Genomic DNA, 26,545 nt, shown 5'->3' with positions numbered 1-26,545 from the left:
GTCCCACGACAGTGAGGAAAGTGCTGGGCACGTGCCATGGTGCGCACGCGGATCCCGCAAAGGGCAAGCTCCGCACCCGGCGTACACAACATTCTGAGCGTGGCCATCCAGGAGTTGTGCAGCCCTCCGATGAGAGGCGCCCGTTGGAGGATCCCCATGTGAAACGGCGTCGGTGAAGGGGCAGCCTGGAGTTGCTGCGTCGTCTCAGAAGATACTGAGTCTGGAGAGGGATCGGTTCCTCCGGACTGAGCTGGTCCCAGCGCGGTGTCCACGTTCGCCACCGTAACTCCGCCTCCGGGACCGCCTGTTGCCTCATCCTCCGGGGGGATCCACGCCGGCCAGGTTCACCCTGAGGGCCGACGACGGCGGGGCAGCCTCGACGCGAGAGTGGAACCCATGATGACCCACCCCTCCATCGGCACCCCGCCCCTGCTCACCGCACGTAACCTCGTCAAGGACTACGGCACCACCCGCGCCCTCGATGGCGTCGATCTCACCGTGGGGATCGGTGAGTCGGTCGCGATCATGGGCCCGTCCGGGTCCGGCAAGACCACCCTGATGCACGTGCTCTCCGGGATCCTGCTGCCCGAGGCCGGCTCGGTCCTGTTCACGGCGCCCGGGTCCGACCCGGTGGAGGTCACCGCCCTGGACGAGGACGCCCGGGCGAGACTGCGCCGCGAACGCCTCGGCTTCGTCTTCCAGGACGGGCTGTTGCTGCCCGAGCTCACGGCGCAGGAGAACGTCGCCCTGCCACTCATGCTCTCCGGCGTGCCCCGCCCCGCCGCCGAGCACCACGCCGGGCAGTGGCTAGCCGCCCTGGGACTGGACGGGATGCAGGACCGCCGCCTCGGGGAACTCTCCGGCGGCCAGGCCCAGCGCGTGGCCATCGCCCGGGCCCAGGTCGCCGACCCGCAGGTCGTCTACGCGGACGAACCCACCGGCGCCCTGGACTCGGTCACCTCCGCCTCAGTGCTCACCGCGCTCTTGGACTCCACCGTCGGCCGCGGCCACACCCTGGTCATGGTCACCCACGACGAGGCCACCGCCGCCCGCTGCTCCCGCCTGGTCCGCGTGCAGGACGGACGGATCGTGGCCGACTCAGCCACCGGACGGTCCGCGTCCCCCGCGGGCTCCCAGGGAGGCCACCGATGAGCGCGCGTTTGCCCGCGTCCCCGTCCGGATCGCGCGCCGGGATCCCCACCGGGGACCACGCTCCGACGCCGGCCGGTGACCTTCCGGCGATGCCCGGCCCGTCACCGTCGGGCACGGGTATCGGACGCCACGGCACGGCGGCGCTGCTGCGCTTGTTCCTAGGCAAGCTGTTCTCCGACCGGCAGGTGTGGGTGCTGCCCGTGGCCTCCTTCGCGATCGTCGGCACGCTGACCCTGCTGGTGGCCGGTGGCGCATCTTCCTTCTGGTCCATCACCGGGGAGCTGGGCGGCTTCTACCTCATGCTTTCGGTGTTCGCCCTGATGCTGCTGATCTTCCCCTTGGCCGGGCTGGCCGGCGCCGCGGCAAAGCTGCTGGCCCGACGGCGGGACGAACGACTGTCCTCCCTGCGCCTGCTGGGTGCCGGGACCGGCACGGTGCGCACCCTGGCCGTGGCGGAGGCGGCGGTGCTGGCCGCCGCCGGGCTGGTGGTCGGCGTCGCCGGGTACCTGGTCCTGATGCCCGTGGTCGGACTGATCCCGTTCGCCGGACGGCCCATCGGCGGGGCGGGGATGTGGCTGGGCGGGCCCTGGCTGGCCGCGGTGCTCGGTGCCCTGCTGCTGCTGGCGGTGCTGAGCTCGCTGGCCGGACTACGCCGGATTGAGATCACCCCGCTCGGAGTGCGCACCCGTCAACAACCGGCCCGGGTCCACTGGGTGCGGGTGGTGCTGGCGCTGGCCGGCGTGGCCGTGGCGCAGCTCATGCTGCAAGTCGCCGGGGTCGGGGACATGATGTTCTTCCTCGTCATGGTGCTGATCGGCTTCGGACTGCCCCTGCTGGCCCTGCACTTCATCGGCCCCTGGCTGCTGGCCGTCATGAGCCGACGGTCCTGGCGCCGGGCAAAGGGCCCTAACCAGCTGGTGGCCGCCCGCAACGTCCTGGAGTCCCCGCAGCAGGCCTGGCGCCAGGTCGGCGGGCTGGCGGTGACCGTGTACATCGGCGTCGTCGGCGGCGCGGGCATGGGTCTGGCCGGCGCGACGTCGGCCGAGGGCGCCCGGCCGGAGGACCTGCTGCTGATGGCGGACCTGCGCACGGGCGTGCTGCTGACCATGCTCATCGCCTTCGTGCTGACCGCGTGCTCGGTGGGCATCACCCAGGCCGCACAGGTCCTGGACCGAGCCGAGATGTACCGCGGGCTCGGCCGGATCGGGATGACCGAAGCCACGATGGAGGCCATCCGGCGGCGCTCGGTGTTCGGCCCGCTGTGGACCGTGCTGGTGTTCTCCGTCGGGGCCGCCGTGATCACCACGCTGCCAATGATCGGCGCGGCGATCGTGTTCAGCCCCACCTCCATGGCGCTGGTCGCCGGATGCCTGGTGGCCGGCGTCGCGCTCATCCGGCTGGGGGTAGCCGCCTCCCGGCCGACGCTGCGCGCGGTACTGCGGGGCTAGGTCGACAAGCATGGGCGGCCGTCATCTATCACGCTGGGAAGGGGCTGGCCACCCGGTCCGTCGCCTCCCACCCGGAAGGCTCGGCCCCCACGTTCCGTGGCGTGCTGTGAGCCGTGCCTGCGCCGACGCGGGGTCCACGGACGCTGTATCGGTTGGGGATCCCCTCGTGGGGCAGTCCAGCTGGGTGAACCAGAGGAACTGGTGGTGGGGTCACCGGGTGCTCATCCGGTCCGCTCGTCCGGGTCCAGGCGGGACCGGTGCTGACCCTCAAAGAATGCAGACGGGGAGAACCACTGGCTGGGACGCGGAATGGTCCCGCCTTCGTGGGGATCGGACTCGGCCGGCACCCGTCCGGGTAGCTGGGTCATGGGCAAGGGTTGCGGGGCGCCCCGGCTCGGCCGATCATCCAGCCGGCCAGGAACGAGGCGATCTCCGCCGGCGTGCCGTCCGGGACGTACCAGAGACCGGGCCCCTCGAGTATGGAACCCGGCTCACGGCCGTACTTGATCCGGTCGTCGGTGGAGTAGTGGCCATTGAAGATCAGGGTGGCGGTGATGTGGCGGTACTCGAGATAGACCAGCCAGTAGTCACGTTCTTGGATGTCGGCGTCGGCCTCGACCACCGAGTGGTCCGTCAGCAGGTCGACCACGCGTTCGACGACGAGCACTACCCCTCCTGCTCACTGGTGTAGTTCAAGGCTTTGATCAGCAGGTGATCGCGTTCGGTCTCATGGCGGACTGTTCCCTCGGGGGTGATCCAGTCGTACTCGCTGACATCGAGGACCCCGGTGCGGCGGTATCCCAGGCGGCGGTATAGACGCTCCGCGGCCGGGTTGTCCTCGGCGACGCCGACCGCCATCTGGTAGCAGCCGGTTCGCGCGATGAGGTCCTCGGCGGCGGCGATCAGGGCGCTGCCCACTCCTTGTCCGCGATACTCGTCGCGGACCTGCAGGTGATTGAGTTCCACCGCCTCGGGGTACGCGGTCCGGGCGTTGGACCCGATGCACCCACCCCATTGCAGGACCCCGGAGCCCAGTGGCTCCTGGTCATGCCACGCGACCAGGTACGTGGTCTGGCCGGCCCGCTGGCAGACATGGTGTGCCTCGTGGACGCCACCGGGTGTCCTCCAGCGCGAGCACAACACGCTCAGGTCCGCGTCGGTGCAGGGGCGAATATCCATTCCCCCATTCAACAAGACTCCCCGGAAAGGGATCCCCTTGCGGGGCACCGTGTTCCGTAGGCGGCACGAGCCTGACGCGGTTCAGTCGTTCCTGACTATGGTGGCGGGTATCACTACGCCCATGGTCAGGAGCCATAATGCAACGCAAGGGTTTGGCAGCCGCCGCTATGTGCATGCTTTTCCTGGTGTCGGGATGCAGCAACCAAGCCAATGCCGGCATCAGCGTCCTGGACGAGCCGGCAGCCGACGACCGGACGCTGCCCGCCAACCTGTATCGGGGTGAGATGGAGCCGGACAGCGCCCGGTTCGTCGGCGAACATGAGGGCATCTCATACTTCCTTGCCAAGCCCGCCGACCCCGGCATGGCCGGCGGTGTGTGCATTGTGGCCGTGGAAGCGGAGTCGTCCGCCTGTGACGGCCCTTCCAATGTTGATACCCAGCTGGCGACACTCGGAGTGGCCGGCGCTGAGGCCAGGGTGGTGCGCGACGGGGCCAACACCACCGATCTCACCGATGACGGCTGGACGCAGGTTCACGAGAACCTGCTGGTGCGGTAGCCCGTACCGAGTTCTTTCGTAAGCGGATCCCGTTGCGGAAGGCTCACTGTGGCGTTTAGGTCTATGCGGGCGTAGTTATCGACGCGACCGTCAGAATGCCATCGAGTGGCCCAGGATTCATGGCGGCCTTGAACACTCTATCGATCGTAGTCACCGTAGGGACAAACCGGGAGGCCGCCCTAGGGTCCTTTCGGCCGGTGGGTGATGGGCACTTGTGCGCGACCCGATCCTCAGGCAGGTATCAGGGCCAGCTCAGCAGGCATTCAGCTGTGAGGCGCACAGTTCAGCGCGGGGGTGCACCTCAAGGCAGGTGTCGATTCGGAATCCGGTGGCACTTTGAACCTGAAAGGCAGCGCTCATGGTAGAGATTCTGGGGCTTCCTGCGCACATCTTGTTCCTGCACGCGGTCGTCGCTTTCGCACCGGTGGCCGGCCTGACCGGCATCGTCTACGCCCTGCGCCCACCCTGGCAACGTGTCCTGGAATGGCCCATCGTCATCCTGGCGGTACTCACTGCGGCCCTTACGATACTGACCGCCAGTGCCGGGGAGGTCTTGGAGGAGGCCTTGGAGGAGGTCGGATCCCCCAGCTCCCTGATCGAGGCTCATGCCGCCCAGGGTGACCGGCTCGAGATTGTCGCGGGAGTCTTCGCCGTCGTCGTGATCTTGACGGTGGCGGTCACCGGCCCCTGGAGCACTTCCCGGATCAAGTGGTTGGCCCCGGGACGGGACATTCGGTGGATGGTGGCGGCTCTGCGGGTGCTCACCGTCCTGGCCGGGTTGCTTCTGATCTATCAGGTCGTGGTGACCGGCCATTCCGGGGCCGAAGCCGTGTGGACGGACTGGCGCTCCGGCTGACGCGCCATCGCCCTATCGGCGGTTTCCAGCTGGAATGGTGCAGCGGTGCTTGCCCTGGGAACACCCTGAAAGGGGGTGATGTGGCAGTGGCCACTGGTGGAATTCGCGTGCCAAAACCAGCCGAGGGGTTCTCCACCCCGGGGCCGGCGCCTCCGGGCGGCCCGGTGTCGCGCCGGGTGGAGGGCGTCGACGTCGCCCGGGGGCTGGCCCTGATCGGGATCGTGGTCGTGAACGTGCTACCCGATACCCCGACCGGAGACCTCCTGCTGGTCTGGACCGTGCTCGCGGGCCGGGTGGCCGCGCTCTTCGCGCTGATCGCGGGGATCTCCATCGCCCTGCAGACCGGCGGCCGGCAACCACCCATCGGACGGGCGATGACCGCCGCACGGGGAGCCCTCGCTTTACGAGCCGTGCTGATCACCGGGATCGGGCTGCTGCTGGGGTCCACGGACACGGCGGTGGCGATCATCCTGCCGTACTACGGGATCCTGTTCTTGTTGGCGGCACCCCTGCTGGGCCTGGGGCGGCGGACCCTGTTGGTCCTGGCCGTGGTTTTCGCGGTGGCCGGGCCGGTGGCGATGCAACTGGTCCGCGCCGGGTGGCCGGAGATGCCGGTGTTCGACGACGAGTACACCTTCGGGTTGGCGGCGGCCCACCCGGGGGTCTTCCTCACCGACATGCTGCTCACCGGGAACTACCCGGTCCTGCCCTGGGTGGCCTACATCTGCGTGGGGATGGTGGTCGGTCGCCTGGACCTGAACTCGAAGAAGGTCGCGGCTGCCCTGCTCGGCGCGGGGGCGGCTCTGGCGGTGTCCACGTGGCTGGTGTCGGTGCTGCTGCTGGGTCCGGTCGGGGGAATGGGCCAGATCACGGCCGCCACCCCGGACCTGGACCACGGTCAGATCCAGAACATCCTGGTCTACGGGGAGGACGATGCAGTGGATGGGCTGCCGACCACCACGGGGTGGTGGCTGGCGATCCTGGCGCCCTATACCTCGACCCCGGTGACCATCCTGCACACCGTGGGCACCTCCCTGGCGGTCCTGGGCGCTGTATTGCTCCTGGTGCCGTATCTGGGTCGCACCACTCGTCCCCTCGCCGCGGCCGGGTCGATGACGTTGACCCTCTATTCCGCCCACGTCGTGATCATGGCCACCGACACCGTTGATCCTGAGCGCCCGATCATGTCCATCGCCATCCAGGTCATCGTGTTCATACTCTTCGCCGTTCTCTGGCGAGCTGCCGTGGGCAAAGGCCCCCTCGAAGCCATCCTCGCCGGCGCCACCGGATGGTTTCGCACCCTCATCCTCACCGGCCACCGCCCCGCGCCGCCACCAGACGACCTTGGTGCGCACTAACCCCGCCGCTGCAGTGCAGGCCCGGCCTGCAGCGCATGCACGGAAACGGAGCTACTCCAGGGGCCTGTCATCGATCACCGCAGCCCACGGGAACGAACCAAAGCGCCCCGGGCATGCGTTCCCCCCGGCCCGAAGACGCACGAAGAAGCGCATCACTAATACCGTCCCAGCGGGGAATCCACTCACGGGGCGGTACGGATAGTCACTGCCCCCGCCGGTAGTGGGCGGTGCCAAGCAATCCTCCGCACGGGTATATATGTCAGTGCAGATGCTCCTCCGGCCAGCGTGTGAGGCTTTCCTGCGTACATGCCCATGAGACGTTTGAACCGACACTGCCGGGGTGCCGTGCGGGACGTGCGTACGGTGAAAGGCAGGCGAAAAGGTGCCATGAGTAGGAGACGCGACAAGGATTCCGTGTATTCGTTTCCGGATGATCTGCACACACAGACCCCAAAGGAACAGCTGTCGGCCCTGGCCCAGGAGTACCTGGAAGCCATCCGCCCGTACCTGAACCAGATGCGGGAAATCACCGACCTCTACGAACAGCGCCCCGAGGATTCGGTCCGGATCGAAGCCGGTCACCACCGGTTGGATGAGCTCTGCAGGACGGATGAGCGGGAGCGGACCCACGATGCGATCGACGATGCCCTGGGTCTTGTCGTCCCGAAGAACGATTGCGATTTCCTCGTTTACGAGTTGCTCCGACAGTCCGCCAATTCTTACGAGGAATGCTGGGTGCTGACGGACTGGGAGGACAACATCACCCCGCCGTTGCCGGTGGCCGTCCGGCATCTCATTGGGCAGGCGGTGGTCCGCAGCCCCGAGATCCAGAACGTCGCCGACCGGGCCCACTGGCTCGACCACGAAAACGAAAGCGCCCCTCGGTAGAACGTCCCGTCTGGGATTGACCGAATCTCCGCAAGGCGATCCCTTACGGTCCGTGCCGGGGTCACACCTGCGGATCAGTGCAGTCCACTTCTGAATTCAGTGCAGTCGGGTTCTGAATCTGACAGCGCGCGACGGGAACATGCTGTCCGCGTGGGTCCTCAACCGGACCTCAGACACTTCCGTAAGGTCAGGCCTAAGAGATGGCGCCCCTCCCCCGGAATCCCCCACGTGAGAGGCGGGGCTCAGGCCCGACATCTGGTCGCTCAGTCGCCCTCCCTCTTGAACCCGCGGGAGTCCGTCGGCCGCACCGGGATGACGGCGCCCAAGCCCCCAGGATCTCAGCGAGACAGCGCCACTCATGAGCCGTTGACAACGTTCTCAGCGAGGTGCATATTCGAGTGCCAAGAGGGGGGATGGGCCCACCCGCACCGTCTCGGAAGGAACCCTCGTGGCCCATCTCATAGATGTCTTCGCTGCGCACGAATCCCAGGTTCGCAGCTACTGCCGCTCTTTCCCCCACGTCCTCACCACTGCCAAGGGCAGCTTCGTGTACGACCGCGAGGGCAGAGAGTTCATCGACTTCCTGGCGGGAGCCGGGACGCTCAACTACGGCCACAACGATCCGGACATGAAGTCCGCCCTCATGGCCTATGTCGCCGGCGACGGGATCGCCCACGGACTCGATCTGCACACGGCCGCGAAGGGCGACTTCCTGACCGCGTTCCACGAGGCCGTCCTCGCGCCCCGGCAGATGGACTACAGGGTGCAGTTCACGGGTCCCACCGGGACCAACGCCGTCGAGGCCGCCCTGAAGCTGGCCCGCAAGGTCACCGGACGGACCAATGTCATCGCGTTCACGAACGGCTTCCACGGGGTCAGCCTGGGCTCATTGGCCGCTACGGGAAGTTCTCACCACCGGATGTCCGGCCAGGGGCTCCAGGGCGTGACCCGGATGGCCTATGACGGATACCACGGCCCCGACATCGACACCAGTGAACTCCTCGAACGCATGCTCAGCGATGCCTCGAGCGGGGTCGACGCCCCGGCAGCGATCATCCTGGAGTGCGTCCAGGGCGAGGGCGGCCTCAACCAGGTCTCGCCCGCCTGGCTGAGACGCGTCGCGGGTCTGGCCGCCCAGCACGGTGCCCTGCTCATCGTGGATGACTGCCAGGCCGGCTGCGGGCGCACCGGGACGTTCTTCAGCTTCGAGGACATGGGCATCGCCCCCGATCTCGTGGTCCTGGCCAAGTCGATCTCCGGTTTCGGGCTGCCGATGTCCGTGCTGCTGATCCGCCCGGACCTCGACCGCTGGAAGCCCGGGGAGCACAACGGCACCTTCCGCGGCAACGCGCACGCCTTCGTGACGGCTGAGGTGGCCATTCGCAAGTTCTGGGCGGGCACCCAGTTCACCGAGGTGATCGGGCGTCGTTCCGAGCTGGTGCGGACGCGGTTGGAGGAGATCTCGGGAGCGATCCCGGGGTCGCGGGTCAAGGGCCGCGGGATGATGCAGGGCCTGGACGTGGTCGACGAGGGCGTCTCCGCCGCCGTGCGGCGGACCTGCGCGGCGAACGGCCTCCTGATCGAGGCCGGCGGCCCGCGCGACGAGGTCATCAAGGTCATGGCACCCCTCACGACCGACGAGACCACCCTGGACCGCGGCCTGGAGATCCTCCGCTCCGCGGTGTCCCGGCACGCGGACGACCCGCGTGCCACGCCAGTGGCCGGCTGAGATCCGATCAGAACGGAGTGGGAGATGCCCGATCCGGTGCACGACGTGGACGTGTTGATCGACAGCCGGTTCGACCAGCGGGTGCGCTGGTCCCCCGGTGAACGGCTGGACCACCTGTTCGAGCAGAAGGTGGACAGCCTGGACATCCGCGGACAATCCGGCCGGCTGGCCGTGGACTCCGAGCAGGGAGCCCTGACGTACGCCGAACTGGACTGCCGGGCCAACAGGCTCGCCCGTCACCTGGCCCAGCGGGGTGTCCGGTCCGGAGACCGGGTCGGGTTGCTGTTCGACCATGCGCTCGATGGCTACACCGGCATGCTCGCCACGCTCAAGCTGAACGCCGCCTACGTACCGCTCGACCCGGGGTTCCCCGCGGACCGCATCGCGTACATCTGCCACGACGCCGACGTGCGCACCGTAGTGACCTGCGCCTCCCTGGTCCCGGCCCTGGAGTCCGTCGCCGTGGAGTCCGTCGCGGTGGACGCGGAGGCCGCCGCCATCGCGATGCAGCCCGCGCACCGGCTCGATCCGGGCGAGCGCGGTCTCCCCGTGGATGAACTGGCCTACGTGATCTACACCTCGGGGACGACCGGACGGCCCAAGGGCGTGGCGATCGAGCACGCGAGCATCTGCAACTTCGTGCGGGTGGCGGCCGAGGTCTACGGCATCGCGGACGGGGACCGCATCTACCAGGGCATGACCATCGCGTTCGACTTCTCGGTCGAGGAGATCTGGGTGCCCTGGATGGCGGGCGCCACCCTGGTGCCGAAACCGTACGGCGCCGCCCTGGTCGGGGAGGAACTGCATCAGTTCCTTCAGTCCCGGAGGATCACCGCCCTGTGCTGCGTTCCCACCCTGCTCGCCACCCTGGAGGACGACCTGCCCGGGCTGAGGTTCCTGCTCGTCTCGGGCGAGGCCTGCCCCCAGGACCTCATCACCCGCTGGTATCGCCCCGACCGGCGCTTCCTGAACGTCTACGGGCCCACCGAGGCCACCGTCACGGCCACGTGGACGCCCCTCGACCCCGACCACCGCGTGACTATCGGGGTCCCGCTGCCCACCTACTCGGTGGTGCTCCTGGATCCCCAGTCCGACCGGGTGGTCACCCGGGGCGGGGTAGGTGAGATCTGCGTCGGCGGCGTCGCCCTGTCCCCCGGTTACGTCCACCGTCCCGACCTCACCGCCAAGGCGTTCATCCAGGACAGCCTCGGCCTGGCCAACAATCCCTCCGGCAGGCTGTACCGCACCGGTGACCTGGGACGGATCGACGAGGACGGGAACATCGAGTACCTGGGCCGCATCGACCTCCAGGTCAAGATCCGCGGGTACCGCATCGAACTGACCGAGATCGAGTCGGTCCTGATGCAGTACCCCGGGATCGCCACGGCGGTCGTCGAACCGCACCGGCCGGAGCCCGACGTCGTGGAACTGGCCGCCTACTACTGCCGGCGCGGGGACTCGGCCGTGGAGCCCCTGCAGGTGCAGGGACTGCTGCGCGACCGGCTGCCGGGGTACATGGTGCCCTCGTACCTCATCGAACTCGAGAAGATGCCCATGCTCCCCTCGGACAAGGTCGACCGCAAGCGGCTCCCCCCGCCCGGTCCGGCCGACCGGCTGGGCGCGACGACGGTGACGGTGGACCCCGAGGGGCCCGTCGAACACGAGCTCGCCCGGCTCCTGGCCGAGGTCCTGCGCATGGAGAGAGTCGGGGTCACCTCGCACTTCTTCGACGACCTGGGTGGCGACTCCCTGGTGATGGCCCGGTTCTGCGCTCGCGTCCGGGAGCACCCGGGGCTGGGCCACCCGGTCATGCAGGACGTCTACCGGCACCCGACCATTCGCGACCTGGCCTCCGCGCTCGTGGACTCCACCGCGTCCGCGGGGACCGGAGCCTTGCCGGCCGGAGCCACCATCGCGGCTCCGCCACCGGCCCACCGGGTGGGCAGGGCACGGTACGCGGCGATCGGGGCGGCCCAGGCCCTGACCTTCATGGCACTGACCAGCCTGTCCGCGTTCGTCTTCATCCTGCTCTTCGACTGGCTGACCGCGGCCCCGGACGGGTGGCACGCCCTGGCCCGCTCCCTCGGCATGGCCTCCGCCATGCTCGTGTTCCTCTCGATCCTGCCCGTGGTGGCGAAGTGGCTGCTGGTGGGCCGGACCAGGGTGCAGCGGATCCCCGTCTGGGGTGCGGGCTATTACCACTACTGGGTGGTGCGCTGGCTGCTGGGCCTGAGTCCGGCCAGGCTCGCCGCCGGGACGCCGGTCTTCATCTGGTACCTCCGCCTGCTGGGGGCCAGGGTCGGCAGGAACACGATCATCCACGGCAACACCATCCCCGCGTTCCCCGACCTGCTCACGATCGGCAGCAACGTCGTGATCTGCCCCGGCACCATGCTCAACTGCTATCGCGTGGACTCGGGAGTGATCCGCAGCGGGCCGGTGACCGTCCGCGACCGGGCCTTCGTGGGCGGTCACGGCGTCCTCGACATCGACACCGTGGTCGGTCAGGACGCGCAGCTGGCCCACTCCTCGAGCCTGGCTCCCGGCCAGCGCATTCCCGCCGGCGAGAGCTGGCACGGCACGCCTGCCGTGCCCGGCGGTGACGATCACCGCACCGTGCCGGACGTCGCCCCGCGGCCCTGGCGCGGCGTCGTGTTCGGCCTCTGGGTCATCCTGACGCCGGTGCTGCTGGCCGCCCCGCTGTTCACGATCACCTGGGCCCTCATCCACGCCTTCCCGGTCATCGGCGGCCCGCTGATGGGAGTGCAGCAGCTCCCCTGGACCGCCTGGCCCTACAACCTCCTCGCCCTGGGGATCACGCTGGTCCTCATCCCCGTGGGCATCACCACCGGCCTGGTGTGGGTCTTCACGGTGCCACGCCTGGTCAACCGGCTGGTCGTACCCGGCCGGGTCTACCCGCTCTACGGGCTGGGATACGTGGCGATGCGCATGGTGATGCGGATGACCAACGCGCGCTTCGGCCAGTTGTTCGGCGACAGCAACTACATCACCGGTTATCTCTCGTTGCTGGGCTACCGGATGAAGCCGGTCATCCAGACCGGCACCAACTTCGGCATGTTCACCCGGCACGACATCCCCTACCTGGTCCGGCTGGGCACGGGCACCATGGTCTCGGACGGCATCATCTTCATGAACGCCGAGTACTCGAGCACGGCCTTCCGGGTGGGTCCCACGGAGGTCGGCGCCCACAGCTTCTTCGGCAACGACGTCCTCGTCACGCCCCGGGCGAGGATCGGTGACAACGTCCTGCTCGCCACCAAGGTGCTCGTCCCGGTCTCCGGCGCGATGCGCCACGACGTCGGCCTGCTGGGTTCCCCGGCCTTCGAGATCCCCCGCAGCGTGATGCGCGACGCCGCGTTCGACGACCTGAAGGAGGGGCCCGAGCACGACCGGTTGCTCCAGGCCAAGCTGCGCTACAACACCATGACCATCGTGCTGCGGCTGCTGACCCGCTGGTTCATCGGCGTGCTGGCCGCCACCCTGTCCCTGTGGGCCATCGACATGCACCAGGACTTCGGCTCCTGGCCCATGGCGCTGGTCATGTTCCTGCTGCCCCTGTTCTCAGCGGTGTACTTCGCCGTGCTGGAGCAGGCCACCATGGGCTTCCGGAGCATGCAGCCCCAGTACTGCTCCATCTACAACCCCTATTTCTGGCGGCACGAACGGTTCTGGAAACTCCAGTCCGACGCGGCCGCCGGCCTGGTCAACGGCACGCCCTTCAAGGCGTGGTTGTTGCGGCTGCACGGAGCCAGGATCGGCCGGCAGCTGTTCGATGACGGCAGCAACCTCGTCGAGCGGTCCCTGGTCACCATCGGGGACTACTGCACCCTCAACCTCGGCAGCATCCTGCAGGGGCACTCACTCGAGGACGGGACGTTCAAGTCGGACGTGATCGTGGTCGAGGACGGCGTGACCCTCGCCCCCAAGGCGTTCGTCCACTACGGCACCCACCTGGGGCGGAACTCCCTCATCGACGCCGACGCGTTCCTGATGAAGGGGGAGCAGGTCCCGGACGGCCAGTGGTGGCACGCGAACCCGGCCCGGCCGATGCCGGCGAGGGCAGCCGAAGCGTCCGGGGTGCCCGCGACGGTCACCGCGCTCACGCCGTCCCGCGTGCGGGTGCGCATCGTGCACCGGCGCCGGCGGGCCAAGCACCGCCTGTCCCTCACGGACGATGCGAGGACGACAGCGCGGGCGGGCGGCCGGCGAACCCGGTGGCCCTCTCGTAGGCCCCGGCCCAGCGCAGCAGGCGGACGTCGTCGTAGTGGCTGGCCACCAGTTGCCACCCCGCCGGCAGGCCCTCCGGCGTGAACCCCGCGGGAACGCTGAGTGCCGGCAGTCCGGTCGCGGAGATGACGCAGGCCGATCGCATCCAGTCCAGGTACGTCCGGGAGGGCACGCCCGCCACCTCGGCCGGATAACGCAGGCTCGCGTCGAAGGGGACCACCTGCGCCGTGGGGCTGAGGAAGAGGTCGTACCGGCCGAAGAACTCCCGCACCCGCCGCTGCAGCCTCGTCCGGGCCGCGGTGACGGCGATCCAGTCCCCGGCCGTGAGCTCCCAACCCCGCTCCACGTTCCAGACGACCTCCGGCTTCACCTCCTGGGGGTGCGCCCGCACCACGTCACCCAGGTGGGCGGCGAAGTGCATCGCCCGCGTCGCGTCGAACACCCGGTCGGCCTCCCGCAGGTCGATCGTCGCCTCCTCGACGACGGCCCCGAGGTCCTCGAACACGCCCAGCTGTGCCTCCAGCACCTCCCGCACCGGGCGCTCGACCGGGATGCCCAGCCCGAAGTCCGGCGAGTAGCCGATGCGCACCCCCGCCAGGCCGCCGTCGTCCCCACCGGCGGGCTCCGGCAGCAGGCCGGCGAATGAGTCCCCCGTCAACGGCGCGGCCAGCGGCAGCTCGTCGACGGGCCCTGCCACGGCGGTCATGAACAGGGCGATGTCCTGGACGGTGCGTGCCATCGGACCGATGCGGCCGAGCCACTGCCACGCGTCCAGCGGCGAGGGGGCGGGGATCACCCCGTAGGACGGGCGGAAACCGACCACGTTGCAGAACGAGGCGGGGATGCGGAGGGACCCGCCCATGTCGCTGCCGTCCCCCAGCGGTTGGATCCGGGCGGCCAGGGCCGCTCCCAGTCCCCCGCTGGACCCGCCCGCACTGCGATCGGGCGCATACGGGTTGGTCGTGGTCCCGAAGACGTCGTTGAAGGTGTGGGAACCCGCCGCGAACTCCGGCACGTTGTTCTTCCCGGTGGTCACGACGCCGGCCGCCCGCAGCCGCTGGACGACCAGGTCGTCCTGGTGCGGGACCTGGTCCCGGAAGACCGTCGACCCCTGGGTGGTGCGCATGCCCCGCGTGCGGTGGGTGTCCTTGTGGGTCATCGGCACCCCGTGCAGCACGCCGAGCTCCCCACCGGCGGCGGTGACCTCGTCGGCCCGGCGCGCGGCCACCATCGCGCCCTCGGGGTCGAGGGTGACGACGGCGTTGATGACCGGGTTGACCTGGTCGATGCGCCGCAGATGGGCCTCCACCAGCTCGCGGGACGAGACCTCGCGGGCACGGATCATCCGGGTGAGCTCGACGGCACTGGCCTCCAGCAGGTCGTCCGCCACGGCTCAGCCCAGCCGCTCGGCCAGCATGACGATGATCCCCTCCGGCCCGCGCAGGTAACAGATCCGGTAGGCGTCCTCGTAGCGCACGATGTCACCGAGCAACCGCGCTCCCCCGTCGACCGCCGTGCGCACGGCCGCGTCGACATCGTCCACGCCGAACGCCACGCGGTGCAGTCCGTGCGTGTTCGGCGGGGCGTCACGAGCGGCGTCCCGGGCCGCCGGGTGCCGGTAGTGCTGCAATTCCAGCCGGCCGTGGCCGTCGGGCGTGACGAGCATGACGATGTCCGAGCGGACGTCCTCCAGCCCCACGGTGCGGTCCACCCAGTCTCCCTCGACCGAGGCCTCCCCCTCCACCGACAGGCCCAGGGCCACGAAGAAGTCCCTCACGGCGGTCAGGTCCTCGACCACGATGCCGACATTCTCCAGCCGCTGGATGCCCATGCGGCCCCACGGTACGCGGGTCATCCGCGCACGGCGAGACCTCCATCCCGGTTCACCCCGGCTCACCCAGGTTCTGTCCGGTTCACCAGGACTCGCCGCGCAGGTCCGTTCGCTCCTCCGGCGTCTCGTCGATGTCCTGACGCAGCCGCCCGGTCACCGCGTCAACGGCCGCCCCGACGGTCGGGGGGAATCGCTCCGGACCGAAGCGTCCGGCCATCCCGTATCGCGCGAGGGAGTCCTTGACCGGGCCCTTCAGTTCGGCGAGCAGCAGGGTGACGCCCTGCCCGGCCAGCCAGTCGTCCAGGTCCGCCAGTTCCTCGGCCGCCGTGGTGTCCACGTCCGTGATGGGTTCGGCCGCCAGCACCAGCGTGGTGGGCGGCGTCCCGCCCGCCGCCCTGACCTGGCGCACCACGCGGCGCACGCAACGGCGCACCCACTGGTTGAACAGCCCGGCGTTGACGAAGAACAACGGGGCGTCGAAGCGCAGGATCAGGATGCCCGGGACCCGGGTCGCCTCGGGGTGACGGCGCAGGTCGTGGTATCCGCGCAGCCCCGCCACCAGGCCGAGCTCCGTGCGGTAGGGCCGCCAGGCCCGCACCACGAAGGCCACGAACGCCAGCCCGATCGCCAGTCCGAGGCCCTCCAGCACGCCGACCAGGAACACGCCCAGCAGCGTGGCCGTGGACAGCGCGGCGTCCACCCGGTCCATGCGCCACAGCCTCAGGTACCGCCCCACGTCCAGCAGGCTCAGGGCGGCCACCATGACCACCGCGGCCAGGACGGCCTCCGGCAGGTACCGGGTCGCCCCGGGAGCCAGCAGCATGAACGCCATGATCAGCAGCGCGCTGAGGACATGGGCCAACTGGGTCCTGGCCCCGGACTGCTCGGCCACCGGCGTCCGCGACCCGGAGGCCGAGACCGCGAAACCCCCGAACAACCCGCCGGCGATGTTGGCCAGGCCCAGCCCCGCCATCTCCTGGTTGCCCCCGACGTCCTCCTGCTGACGGGCGGAGTAGGCCCGGGACAGGGCGATGGAGTCCGCGAAGGCGATGAGTGCCACGCCGACCGCGGGCCAGGCCAGGGCGCCGACGTCGGGCCATCCCAGCCCGCCCAGGGCGGGCGCGGGCAGGCCCCGGGGGATCTCCCCCACCACGGGCACCCGGTCCTGCAGGCCGAACAGGACGGTGATCCCGACGGCGGCGACCACGGCGACGATCGTCCCCGTCACCTTGGCGACCGGCAGCAGCCGGAACCCCAGGATGACCGTCAGCGTGCCGACGCCCAGCGCCGCGGCCAGCGGCGAGGCCGCACCGGCCGCGATGCCCGCCACCGTCCCGGTGACCTGGCCGAGCGGGTCGGCGGCGTCGACGTCGATGCCGACCAGCCCCGGCAGCTGCGAGGCCAGCACCAGCAGTGCCAGCGCGTTCAGGAACCCCGTCCGGATGGGCACGGACAGCAGGTCGGTGACGAACCCGAGCCGCAGGACGCCGCCGAGCACCAGCAGCACCCCGACCATGATGGAGAGCAGCCCCGCCAGCGCGACGGCGCGGGCCCCGTCCCCGGCCGCCAGCGGCGTGATGGTCACCAGCAGGATCGGCGCCAGCGCCGAGTCCGGGGCCAGGACCAGGATCCGCGACGGGCCGAACACGGCGTAGGCGAGCATCGGCACGATGGTGGCGTAGAGGCCGGTGTACGCCGGCAGCCCCGAGGCCTGGGCATACCCCATCCCCACGGGGATGAGCACGGCCGTCAGGACCAGTGCCGCGCGCGCGTCGGCCCAGAGCCAGCGACGCTGGTAGCGCGCGGCGACCCCGACTCCGGGGACCAGCCCCGCCACCCGCTCCAGGGCGCCAGCGGAGGACATGGAAGCAGGGTATCCCCGGCCGGCACGGCACGGACAGCATCCCGGGGCGACTGTGCCAGACTCGACCCCGACAGGAGGTGCACGATCATGGGTTCCAGGGCCGAACGCTACCGGGAGATCGCCGAGGTCTTCTCCGTCCACGGATTCGGGTTCGTGGTCAGCGCGCTCGGTCTCTCCGGCCGCTTCCCGTTCCACCGCATCCCGCGGCACGCATCGGGCCAGGCGTACTCCCGGCCCGAGCATGTCCGGATGGCCCTGGAGGAACTGGGGCCGACCTTCGTCAAGATGGGGCAGATCCTCTCGACGCGACCGGACCTGCTGCCACCGCCCTACGTCCGGGAGTTGTCGAGGCTGCAGGACCAGGTCGGTCCGATCCCCGCCGCCGACGTCATGGCCGTCCTGACCGAGGAACTGGGATCGACCTCCGTCTTCGACGGCTTCGAGAGGAAGCCGCTGGCCAGCGCCTCCATCGGACAGGCCCACGCCGCCACCCTCGACGGCGTGGAGGTCGTCGTCAAGGTGCGCCGCCCCGGGGTGGTGGAGACCGTGAACCAGGACCTGGACATCCTGGAGAACCTGGCCCAGCAGGCGACCCGGCGCTGGGACTTCGCCCGGGACCACGACGTCCTCGGCCTCGTCCGCGAGTTCTCCGAGACCCTCCACCATGAGCTGGACTACCTCCGCGAGGGACGCAATGCCGAGCAGTTCGCGCGGAACTTCGCCGACGACCCGGCGGTGCACATCCCGGTGGTGCACTGGGAGACCACCTCGTCCCGCGTGCTCACGCTGGAACGGATCCGCGGCATCAAGATCCACGACGTGGAGGCGATCTCCGCCGCCGGGATCGACCGGTCCGAGCTGGCCGAGCGGGCCACCGGCGTGTTGTGCCGGATGGTGTTCGAGCACGGCGTCTTCCACGCGGACCCGCACCCGGGCAACTTCTTCGTCGAGGAGGACGGCACGCTCGGCATCATCGACTTCGGCATGGTGGGCACGATCGACGACGAGCTGAAGGAGACCCTCGGCGACATCCTGGTCGCGATCGTCCGGGGGGACCCGTCCCGGGCGACCTCCGCGCTGCTGCGGCTGAACCGGTCACCGGAGAGGGTCGACCGGGCCGCACTGAAGGAGGACGCCGGGGCGCTGATCGAGCGTTTCAGCGGCCACTCCATCTCCGATCTCCCCGTGTCCGCGCTGATCAACGACGTCCTGAGGATGCTGCGCCGGCACCGGTTGCACCTGCCGAACGACCTGGCGATGCTGTTCAAGATGCTGGTCATGGCCGAGGGGCTGGGGCGCCGGCTCGACCCGGACTTCCATCTCGCCGTCGTCCTGGCCCCGTTCACCCGGCGGCTCGTCCTGCAGCGCTACTCCCTCGACGCCCTCCGCCGCCGCCTGGGAGAGGTGGTCGACGACGTGCGCCAGGCGGGTGAGGACGCGCCGCGGTTGCTGCAGAGCCTGGTCGACCTGGTCGAACGGGGCGGACCCCAGCTGACCCTGGGACCCGAGGAGCTCGAGCACCAGCGCACGCACAGCCAGCTCGCCGGCAACCGGATCGTCGCCGGCCTGCTGGCCGCGTCCTTCATCCACGTCGCCGGTGGCATCGTGGCCACCTCCGGCACCGGACGCACCGCCGCGCTGCGCGGCCCCGTGGCCGCCGCCTCGGCCGGTGCCGCAGGCCTGCTGGGTGGATACCTGGCCTTCAGCGGACGACGCCGGCGGCGCAGATGAGTCCCCCGGCCCGGCCGGGCGGGACCTGCACCCGCGTGACCCCGTGGTGGGGACGGCAGCAGCGCAGCCCTTCAGGGCAGGCGTCGACGGCCCCTACCGTGGGTGCATGACCGAACGCTCCCCCGCCTACGGACTGCAGATCTGCGTCGACTGCGCCCGCCCCCACGAACTGGCCGACTGGTGGGCCGAGGCCCTGCGCTGGGAGGTCGAGGTCCAGGACGAGGACTTCATCCGGCGGATGGTCGCCGAGGGCCATGCCACCGAGGACGAGACCACCACCCACCACGGTCGGCTGGTCTGGGTGGCCGGCGCGGCGATCGGCCCGCCTCCGGGCATGACCGGCGCCCAGGACCGGCCGCGGATCCTGTTCCAGCCGGTGCCCGAGACCAAGACCGTGAAGAACCGCGTCCACTGGGACCTGCGCGAACCCGGGGCCGACGACGACCGCAGGGCTGCCGAGGTGGAGCGACTCGTCGCTCTGGGTGCTACCCGGATCGGGTCCGGACGGCAGGGCCCGTTCGGCTGGACGGTACTGGCGGATCCCGAGGGCAACGAGTTCTGCGTGTGACCGGCGCCGCGGTGACGCCAGTCCTCAGCGCAGCAGGACGGCCACGCCCACGCACGCGCACGCCCAGAGCTGGCTGGCGAAGGTACCCAGGATGAACCGCTCGGCGGCACCGGACTTGCCCAGTTCCGAGTACCGCCCCAGGGCCTTGACGGCCAGGATGATGGCCAGCCCCTCCGGCCAGCCCATCAACAGGGTGGAGGAGACGGCCAGGCGCTCCAGGACGCCGATCCACGCGCCACCGCGCAGCACCGGCTGGGCGTCCACCTCCTCGTTGAACACCGGTTCCCCGTCCTTGCCGGTCAGCATGGGCTGGTGCTCCGGGTGGGAGGCGTTGAAGGAGATCTGCAGGATCGCCGTGGTGGGAGACCCACCGCCCAGGGTGGCGGCTAGCACGGCCAGTGGAGCGGCCACGGCCCACCCCGCCCCGCCGCCGGAGAGCAGGGCGGTCACGGCGGAGATCCCCAACAGGACCAGCTGGACCAGGGCCGTGGCGTAGAGGACCCGGTGGGGGCTGCCCGCCGTGCCGCGCGTGCGGGTGAAGTACTGCGGCACGGCCAGGATCCCGGCGATCACGAGCAGGACGAGGGACGCGACGGAGAACCCACTCACCGGAGGCCCCCCGGCGCTGAGCCTCCGGCGGCCAGCCGCCCGTCCAGCCCCTCCAGTTGGGCCGCCGCGACGGAGGCGAGGCGGCGGGTCTCATGCCACAGACCCGAGCGCAGTCTCGAACTCACAGCCTGCTGGGTGATGCCCAGCCGTTCGGCCGCCTCGCGCTGCGTCAGTCCGTCGTCCACCAGCCGTCCGGCGTCCTGTCCCTCCTCGCTGCGCCGGTACTCCAGCTCGGCCAGCAGCTGCAGTCCGGCCTCCACGGCCTCGAGCAGTCCCGCCGGGTCCGCGTCCTCCATCGCTGCCCCGGCCACTGCGGGGCGGGACACGGGCGCCGACACCGCCACGTGGCCCGGGGAGTGCTTGGCCCGTTCGACGGCCTCGCGGGCGTTCTCGAAGGCGGGTCCGGCTCCGGCCCGGGTCTCCCGCGGCATGGGTTCCCGTACCGGCCCCACGCCGATCCCGACACTCCAGTGCCCGGAGCGTGCCGCCGACAGGGCGATGCCGACCACGACGTCGGCCCGGTCCAGCAGCCCCTGCACCTCGTCACCGGCCGTACGCTGGAAGGGACGCACGATCCCCCGCTCAGGCCCCTCCGCGTTCAGCCCGTCCACCAGCCCGGCCACCCGGTCCGGGCCGGAACTCGACCCCCGTTGGTCCATCGTCATCACGAACATGTGCACAATCCTAGAGGTTTGTTCTCGTAACAACAACGCTCTGGGTTTGTTCAAAGGCGGTTCTCGGTCGTCGCCTACGATCGAGGGATGGCCCGAGACGCTCAGACCTCCGCTTCCTCCCCCACCGCACCGGCCCGGTCCGCGTGGTGGCCGGGGCTCGCCCTCGGGGTGGACGTCCTGCTGATCATCCTCTTCGCCACCCTGGGCCGCAGGACCCATGCATCCGGAATGGATCCAGCGGGGATCCTGTGGACCGCCCTGCCGTTCCTCATCGCCTGGGCCCTCATCACCCTGGCCACCCGCCGTCAGTGGGCCCGACTATGGCCGGCCGGCGTCGTGGTGTGGCTGGTCACCGTGGCGGGCGGTCTGCTGCTGCGCGTCCTGTTCGGGGACACGGCGGCCCCCTCCTTCCAGCTGGTGACCGCACTGGTGCTCGGCGTCCTCCTGCTCGGGCGCCGGCTCGTCACGACGCTCCTGCTGCGGCCCGGCCGCCGCGCGCGGTCCTAGGATGAGTCGGGGGTCGCGGAGCAGTGCGGCCTCCAACCGACCGATCCAGGAGGAACCGTGATGGTGACCGCATTCGTCATGATCAAGACCGACCCCACCCGCATTCCGGAATGCGCCACCGAGCTGGCGGACCTGGAGGGTGTGACGGCCGTGTACTCCGTGACGGGCAACTGGGACCTCATCGCCATGGTCCGCCTGCGCCAGTTCGACGACCTGGCCGACGTCATCGCCGACCACCTGTCCAAGGTCGAGGGCGTCCGGGACACCGAGACCATGCTCGCGTTCCGTGCCTACTCCCAGCACGACCTCGAAGAGGGCTTCGCGCTCGGGTTCGAGAACATCGAGCGCTGACCCTGCGGGAGACTCCCGGGTCGTCCCTCCGGGGAGCCCCTCAGGCGTTGGAGACCGCCACCCAGGTGTCCAGCACGGACTGGGCCGCGCCGGAGTCGATGGACTCCACGGCGCGGTCCATGTTGGCCCGGATCCGGTCGAACAGGTGACCATCGGCACGCGTGTCGAAGGCGGTGAGTCCCGCCGCCGCATTGAGGACCACCGCGTCCCGCACCGGTCCCTTGCGCCCGGCCAGCAGGTCCCGGACGATCCCGGCGTTGTACGCCCCGTCCCGGCCGGCCAGGGCCTCCACGGGCGCCAGCGGGATCCCGAACTCCTCGGGGTGGAGTTCGTACTCCTCCACCGCGCCGTCCCGCACCTCGTAGATCGCGGTGGGACCCGACGTCGTGATCTTGTCCCGCCCGTCGCTGCCGCGGAAGACCAGGCTGCGCACGCCTCGATCCGCCAGCACCCCCGCCAGCAGCGGGGCCATCCGGGCACTGGCGCAGCCCAGTGCCTGGGACCGGACCCCGGAGGGGTTGGTCAGCGGGCCGAGGTAGTTGAAGACGGTCGGCACGCCGAGTTGCTTGCGCGCGGGCGCCACGTACTTCATGGACGGGTGGTATCCCTGGGCGAACAGGAAGGTGATGCCCGCCTTCATCGCGCACTCCACGACCTTCTCCACGGGCAGGTTCAGGTCCACGCCCAGCGCCTCGATCACGTCCGCCGCACCCGCGGTGGAGGACGCCCCCCGGTTGCCGTGCTTGACCACCGTGGCGCCCGCGCCCACTGCCACGAGGGAGGACATGGTGGAGAGGTTGACGGTGCCGAGCTTGTCCCCGCCGGTGCCCACGATGTCGAGGGTCTCCCCCGGGACGTTCAGGTGCACGGCGTTGTCCAGCATGACCTGGGTGAGGCCGAGCAGCTCGTCGACCGTCTCGCCCTTGGCGGAGAGTGCCACCAGGAAGCCGGCGATCTGGGCGTCCGTGGCATTGCCGGACATGATCTCCCGCATCGCCCACATCGCCTGGTCCGTGGTCAGGTCTCTCCGGCCCAGCAGCAGGCTGAAGATGAACGGCCAGGACAGGGATTCAGTCGGAGTGCTCACGGGCTCATGCTAGTCCCGGCCCCCACCTGCACCGGGATCGGCGACACACTGTTGCCCCGGCACCGCCTCGCGGGCGCCTCGCCCCGGCGGCCGGGCCGCCGGTCGGGTCCCGGCGCACCCGCCCTGGCCGGAACGTCCGTGACCTGCGAACCTGTACGAAGCCTGGGCGTAGCCGTGGAATCGCGTGCGAACAGCGCGGAACCGGGAACAGAGGGAAACGCCGACACGTTCGTCGCATTGGAGCCGTGAGACGTTTTAGGGCCATAATGGGCGGGTGACGACTGCAACCCATGCCCTCCCCAGGCCCGCGACAGGGCTCCCCAGCCGACCCAATATGGTGCAAGTAGGCACCATGGTCTGGCTCTCCAGCGAGCTCATGTTCTTCGGTGGCCTCTTTGCCATGTACTTCACCCTGCGCTCGACATCTCCCGAGCTGTGGGCCGAGAACACCGCCACGCTGAACGTGCCCCTCGCGTTCGTGAACACCCTGATCCTGGTGGCCAGTTCCTTCACGGCCCAGGCCGGCGTGTTCGCGGCCGAGCGCCTGCAGCCGCACCGCACCGGTGGGCTCCTCTCGCTCAAGCGCTGGGGCATGGTCGAGTGGTTCATCCTGACCTTCATCATGGGCGCCATCTTCGTGTCCGTCCAGGCCTACGAGTACGCCGTGCTCGTTTCCCACGGGGTCACCATCGACGCCAGCGCCTACGGTTCGGCCTTCTACATCACCACCGGTTTCCACGCCCTCCACGTGACCGGCGGGCTGATCGCGTTCTTGTTCATCATCGGACGCGCCTACCTGGCCAAGCGCTTCGGTCACCACGAGGCCACCTCGGCCATCGTGGTGTCCTACTACTGGCACTTCGTCGATGTCGTCTGGATCGCACTCTTCGCCATCGTCTACTTCCTGAAATAGGCCACGCCGTCACCGGCACTCTCGCACCACACTGAGGTCGACCGGAGACGGAACGTCACCCTGCTCCGGTCACAAGAAACGTAAGGAACCAACCGTGAAGGCACTCTCACAGAAACGGCGCCACCCGATCGCCGGGCTCGCGCTGCTGCTTCTGGGACTTCTGATCACCGGCGGCCTCTACTCCGTCGCCAGCACCATGAACCAGGCCCAGGCCGCCACCACCGGTTCCACCTACAGCGCTGAGGACATCACCGAGGGCGAGAAGCTCTTCAACGCCAACTGTGCAACCTGCCACGGCTACGAGGCCGTCGGCACCCAGGACGGCCCCACGCTGGTCGGCGTCGGCGCCGCGTCCGTCGACTTCCAGGTCGGCACCGGCCGCATGCCCATGCAGATGCAGGGGCCGCAGGCCCAGGCCAAGCCGAAGCAGTTCAACGACGAGCAGACGGCGCAGCTGGCCGCCTACGTCTCCTCCCTCGGCGCCGGTCCGTCGATTCCGGATGAGCAGTACCTGGACACCGATCACGAGGACGTGGACCTGGGCAACGGCGGAACCCTCTTCCGCGTGAACTGCGCCATGTGCCACAACGCCGCCGCTGCCGGTGGCGCGCTGACCCGTGGCAAGTTCGCCCCGGGCCTGGACGGTGTCTCCGAGAAGCACATCTACGAGGCCATGGTCACCGGCCCGCAGAACATGCCGGTCTTCTCCGACTCCAACATCAAGCCGGAGGACAAGCGGGACATCATCGCCTTCCTCAAGGAGATCGAGACCCAGGGATCCCCCGGTGGCGCCAAGCTCGGCTCGCTCGGCCCGGTGTCCGAGGGCCTGTTCATCTGGACCGCAGGCCTGGCACTGATCGTCGGCTTCATGGTCTGGCTGACCTCGCGGTCCTCCTGACCTGACGGCGCCGTGGGGGCGCCGGCCACACACAACGTCACCATCACTCAAGCAAAGGATTCAGATCGATGTCTGAGCAAAGCCACGGAGGTCCGGAGCACTCGGGCGCCGTTGAGCACGCCGGTGTGGAGGAGTCTGGCAAATACGCCATTGACAACCCCGGTATCCCGCCGCACCGTCCGCGGCTGGCCGACGAGGATCCGCGGGCGGCCAAGCGGGCCGAGCGCCAGGTGGCCGTCCTGTTCGGGATCTCTATCATCGGCACCGTGCTGTTCTTCGTCGGCTACTTCGTGGTCGGACAGATCGGTCCGGACACCGAGATCGGCACCGTGCGCCTGCAGAACATGCTGCTCGGGCTGGGGACCGCCTTCTCCATGCTCGGCATCGGCGTCGGCATCGTCCACTGGGCCAAGACCCTGATGCCGGACCACGAGGTCTCCGAGGCACGCCACGAGGTGCGGACCGAGGAGGACCGTCAGGTCGCCGTCGGGATGATCGACGACATCGTCGAGGAGTCCCAGTTCAAGCGTCGCCCGCTGCTCCGCAACACGCTGATCGGCGCCGTCGCCCTCGCTCCCCTGCCGGCCATCGCGCTCTTCCGCGACCTTGACGACTCGGACAACCGCTCCGAACTCGCCACCGAGAACTTCGGTGTCGAGCGTCTGCGCCACACGATGTGGGATTCAGGCGTGCGCCTGGTCCGGGACCCCACCGGCACCCCGATCAAGGCCTCCGACGTCACCGTCGGCTCGGCCTTCCACGTCATCCCCGAGGGGCTCAACGAGCTGCCGCCCACTGAGCACCTCAACCAGAAGGCCAAGGCCGTCGTGCTGCTGATGCGCCTGGATCCGCAGGACCTGCAGATCTCCCCGGAGCGCGAGGACTGGAACGTGGACGGCATCGTCGCCTACTCCAAGATCTGCACGCACGTCGGGTGCCCCGTGGCCCTCTACGAGCAGCACACCCACCACCTGCTGTGCCCCTGCCACCAGTCGACCTTCGACCTGACGCAGGAGTGCAAGGTCATCTTCGGCCCGGCCGGCCATGCGCTGCCGCAGTTGCCGATCACCGTCAATGAAGAGGGCTTCCTGGTCGCCCAGAGCGACTTCCACGAGCCCGTTGGACCGGCATATTGGGAGCGTGGCTGATACCGATGAGCACCTCATCCACCACCGAGTACCAGGCATCGACCCCCACGGGGAAGATCGCCAACTTCGTCGACACCCGCGTCGGGGCCTCGCCCATGGTGCGCGAGTTCGGCCGGAAGATCTTCCCGGATCACTGGTCGTTCATGTTCGGCGAGGTCGCCCTGTACACCTTCGTCATCCTCTTGCTCTCGGGCACGTTCCTGGCGTTCTTCTTCGATCCCTCGATGGCGCACGTCACCTACCTGGGCTCGTACAAGCCCTTGTACGGGGTGCCGATGTCCACCGCGTACGCCTCCACCCTGGACATCTCCTTCGACATCCGCGGCGGACTGTTCATGCGCCAGGTGCACCACTGGTCGGCCCTGCTGTTCGTGGCCGCGATGTCGGTGCACATGCTCCGCGTGTTCTTCACCGGTGCGTTCCGCCGCCCCCGTGAGCTGAACTGGGTCGTGGGCTGCGTCCTGCTGATCATGGGCCTGGCCGCCGGGTTCACCGGGTACTCCCTGCCCGATGACCTGCTCTCGGGCAACGGCCTGCGGATCATCGACGGGGTCATCAAGGCCCTGCCGATCGTGGGATCCTACATCTCCTTCTTCCTGTTCGGCGGGGAGTTCCCCGGGGACGCGATCGTGGGCCGGTTGTACATCCTGCACGTGTTCCTCGTGCCCGGTGTGATCCTGCTGCTGATCGTGGCCCACCTCTTCATGGTCGTGGTCCACAAGCACACCCAGTACCCGGGCCCGGGCCGGACCGAGAACAACGTGGTCGGCTACCCGGTCGGGCCGGTGTACGCGGCCAAGGCCGGCGGGTTCTTCTTCATCGTGTTCGGCATCATCGCGCTGATCTCCGGGCTGTTCACCGTCAACCCGGTCTGGAACTACGGCCCCTACGACCCCTCCCCCGTGTCCGCGGGTACGCAGCCGGACTGGTACATCGGCTGGGTCGACGG

General features: G+C 69.4%; 23 protein-coding genes and 1 pseudogene. 16 read left to right on the top strand and 8 right to left on the bottom strand.

From position 1 onward, the window contains the following. Positions 1-399: 399 nt before the first annotated feature. Positions 400-1,152 carry an ABC transporter ATP-binding protein gene (locus tag PLJ28_RS11560; RefSeq protein WP_183528370.1) on the top strand — a complete coding sequence of 251 codons (753 nt, stop codon included), beginning with the start codon at positions 400-402 and terminating at the stop codon, positions 1,150-1,152. Then, complete coding sequence (locus tag PLJ28_RS11555) at positions 1,149-2,600, top strand: permease (RefSeq protein WP_298045933.1); 1,452 nt, start codon at positions 1,149-1,151, stop codon at positions 2,598-2,600. Before PLJ28_RS11560 ends, PLJ28_RS11555 begins: the two co-directional genes overlap by 4 nt. Positions 2,601-2,964: 364 nt before the next feature. Here the strand turns inward: PLJ28_RS11555 and PLJ28_RS11550 are convergent, their stop codons facing one another. Together PLJ28_RS11550 and PLJ28_RS11545 are read right to left on the bottom strand one after the other, a co-directional pair. Beyond that, positions 2,965-3,267, bottom strand: a complete 303-nt coding sequence (locus PLJ28_RS11550; RefSeq protein WP_183526103.1) for a hypothetical protein — start codon at positions 3,265-3,267, stop codon at positions 2,965-2,967. Beyond that, positions 3,267-3,779, bottom strand: coding sequence for a GNAT family N-acetyltransferase (locus PLJ28_RS11545; RefSeq protein ID WP_183526106.1), 513 nt, complete (start codon positions 3,777-3,779; stop codon positions 3,267-3,269). The genes PLJ28_RS11550 and PLJ28_RS11545 overlap by 1 nt, the downstream gene beginning before the upstream one ends. 137 nt (positions 3,780-3,916) lie before the next feature. Here PLJ28_RS11545 and PLJ28_RS11540 point away from each other — a divergent pair, with 137 nt between their 5' ends. The 6 genes and pseudogenes from PLJ28_RS11540 to PLJ28_RS11515 all read left to right on the top strand — a co-directional run. After that, positions 3,917-4,336 carry a hypothetical protein gene (locus PLJ28_RS11540; RefSeq protein WP_183526108.1) on the top strand — a complete coding sequence of 140 codons (420 nt, stop codon included), beginning with the start codon at positions 3,917-3,919 and terminating at the stop codon, positions 4,334-4,336. A gap of 358 nt (positions 4,337-4,694) precedes the next feature. Further along, entirely contained in the window at positions 4,695-5,192 is a 498-nt protein-coding gene (locus PLJ28_RS11535) for a DUF2231 domain-containing protein (protein WP_183526111.1), read from the top strand. Positions 5,193-5,299: 107 nt separating this feature from the next. Then, on the top strand, positions 5,300-6,550 hold the full coding sequence (locus PLJ28_RS11530) for a heparan-alpha-glucosaminide N-acetyltransferase domain-containing protein (RefSeq protein WP_183526114.1): 1,251 nt from the start codon (positions 5,300-5,302) through the stop codon (positions 6,548-6,550). Positions 6,551-6,964: 414 nt separating this feature from the next. Beyond that, positions 6,965-7,438 carry a hypothetical protein gene (locus tag PLJ28_RS11525; protein WP_183526117.1) on the top strand — a complete coding sequence of 158 codons (474 nt, stop codon included), beginning with the start codon at positions 6,965-6,967 and terminating at the stop codon, positions 7,436-7,438. A gap of 448 nt (positions 7,439-7,886) precedes the next feature. Continuing rightward, on the top strand, positions 7,887-9,167 hold the full coding sequence (gene ectB / locus PLJ28_RS11520; protein WP_183526119.1) for a diaminobutyrate--2-oxoglutarate transaminase: 1,281 nt from the start codon (positions 7,887-7,889) through the stop codon (positions 9,165-9,167). 24 nt (positions 9,168-9,191) lie between these two features. Then, a pseudogene (locus PLJ28_RS11515) lies at positions 9,192-13,217 on the top strand (Pls/PosA family non-ribosomal peptide synthetase); the annotation flags it as partial. A gap of 136 nt (positions 13,218-13,353) precedes the next feature. Here PLJ28_RS11515 and PLJ28_RS11510 read toward each other — a convergent pair. From PLJ28_RS11510 to PLJ28_RS11500, 3 genes are read right to left on the bottom strand one after another with little or no spacing between them, the layout of a single operon-like run. Further along, positions 13,354-14,805, bottom strand: coding sequence for an amidase (locus PLJ28_RS11510; RefSeq protein ID WP_324590158.1), 1,452 nt, complete (start codon positions 14,803-14,805; stop codon positions 13,354-13,356). Positions 14,806-14,808: 3 nt separating this feature from the next. Next, positions 14,809-15,270, bottom strand: a complete 462-nt coding sequence (locus tag PLJ28_RS11505; RefSeq protein WP_324590157.1) for a VOC family protein — start codon at positions 15,268-15,270, stop codon at positions 14,809-14,811. 58 nt (positions 15,271-15,328) lie between these two features. After that, on the bottom strand, positions 15,329-17,110 hold the full coding sequence (locus tag PLJ28_RS11500) for a SulP family inorganic anion transporter (RefSeq protein ID WP_183526130.1): 1,782 nt from the start codon (positions 17,108-17,110) through the stop codon (positions 15,329-15,331). A gap of 87 nt (positions 17,111-17,197) precedes the next feature. On the opposite strand from PLJ28_RS11500, the gene PLJ28_RS11495 reads away from it, so the two are divergent. Continuing rightward, the gene (locus PLJ28_RS11495; protein WP_183526134.1) at positions 17,198-18,841 is read left to right on the top strand and encodes an ABC1 kinase family protein; all 1,644 of its coding nucleotides are present in this window, start codon (positions 17,198-17,200) and stop codon (positions 18,839-18,841) included. A gap of 106 nt (positions 18,842-18,947) precedes the next feature. Then, positions 18,948-19,409: a VOC family protein gene (locus tag PLJ28_RS11490; RefSeq protein ID WP_183526138.1), complete on the top strand. Its 462-nt coding sequence runs from the start codon at positions 18,948-18,950 to the stop codon at positions 19,407-19,409. A 24-nt stretch (positions 19,410-19,433) separates the two neighbouring features. Here the strand turns inward: PLJ28_RS11490 and PLJ28_RS11485 are convergent, their stop codons facing one another. Both PLJ28_RS11485 and PLJ28_RS11480 read right to left on the bottom strand, forming a co-directional pair. After that, positions 19,434-20,018: a hypothetical protein gene (locus PLJ28_RS11485; RefSeq protein WP_183526141.1), complete on the bottom strand. Its 585-nt coding sequence runs from the start codon at positions 20,016-20,018 to the stop codon at positions 19,434-19,436. Continuing rightward, positions 20,015-20,692, bottom strand: coding sequence for a hypothetical protein (locus PLJ28_RS11480; RefSeq protein WP_298045923.1), 678 nt, complete (start codon positions 20,690-20,692; stop codon positions 20,015-20,017). The genes PLJ28_RS11485 and PLJ28_RS11480 overlap by 4 nt, the downstream gene beginning before the upstream one ends. A gap of 87 nt (positions 20,693-20,779) precedes the next feature. Here PLJ28_RS11480 and PLJ28_RS11475 point away from each other — a divergent pair, with 87 nt between their 5' ends. Both PLJ28_RS11475 and PLJ28_RS11470 read left to right on the top strand, forming a co-directional pair. After that, complete coding sequence (locus PLJ28_RS11475) at positions 20,780-21,199, top strand: DUF3054 domain-containing protein (protein WP_183526146.1); 420 nt, start codon at positions 20,780-20,782, stop codon at positions 21,197-21,199. Between the two features lie 60 nt (positions 21,200-21,259). Continuing rightward, a complete protein-coding gene (locus tag PLJ28_RS11470) occupies positions 21,260-21,550 on the top strand; it encodes an Lrp/AsnC family transcriptional regulator (RefSeq protein WP_010142736.1) in 291 nt (96 codons plus the stop codon). A gap of 40 nt (positions 21,551-21,590) precedes the next feature. Here the strand turns inward: PLJ28_RS11470 and trpD are convergent, their stop codons facing one another. Then, on the bottom strand, positions 21,591-22,637 hold the full coding sequence (gene trpD, locus PLJ28_RS11465) for an anthranilate phosphoribosyltransferase (protein ID WP_183526148.1): 1,047 nt from the start codon (positions 22,635-22,637) through the stop codon (positions 21,591-21,593). Between the two features lie 274 nt (positions 22,638-22,911). Between trpD and ctaE the strand changes: the two genes are divergently transcribed. The 4 genes from ctaE to qcrB all read left to right on the top strand — a co-directional run. After that, entirely contained in the window at positions 22,912-23,550 is a 639-nt protein-coding gene (gene ctaE, locus PLJ28_RS11460) for an aa3-type cytochrome oxidase subunit III (protein WP_502876479.1), read from the top strand. A gap of 94 nt (positions 23,551-23,644) precedes the next feature. Next, positions 23,645-24,448, top strand: a complete 804-nt coding sequence (qcrC, locus tag PLJ28_RS11455) for a cytochrome bc1 complex diheme cytochrome c subunit (protein WP_183526154.1) — start codon at positions 23,645-23,647, stop codon at positions 24,446-24,448. 68 nt (positions 24,449-24,516) lie between these two features. Then, positions 24,517-25,596 carry a cytochrome bc1 complex Rieske iron-sulfur subunit gene (gene qcrA / locus PLJ28_RS11450; protein WP_298045921.1) on the top strand — a complete coding sequence of 360 codons (1,080 nt, stop codon included), beginning with the start codon at positions 24,517-24,519 and terminating at the stop codon, positions 25,594-25,596. Positions 25,597-25,601: 5 nt separating this feature from the next. Beyond that, positions 25,602-26,545: cytochrome bc1 complex cytochrome b subunit (qcrB, locus tag PLJ28_RS11445; RefSeq protein ID WP_324590159.1), on the top strand; the 944-nt coding region annotated here is incomplete at its 3' end.

Origin of the sequence: Citricoccus sp. (assembly GCF_035445025.1) — a bacterium.
Taxonomy (GTDB): Bacteria; Actinomycetota; Actinomycetes; order Actinomycetales; family Micrococcaceae; genus Citricoccus.
Note: the sequence above shows the minus strand (reverse complement) of the source record. Positions and strands in the feature narration are given on the sequence as shown.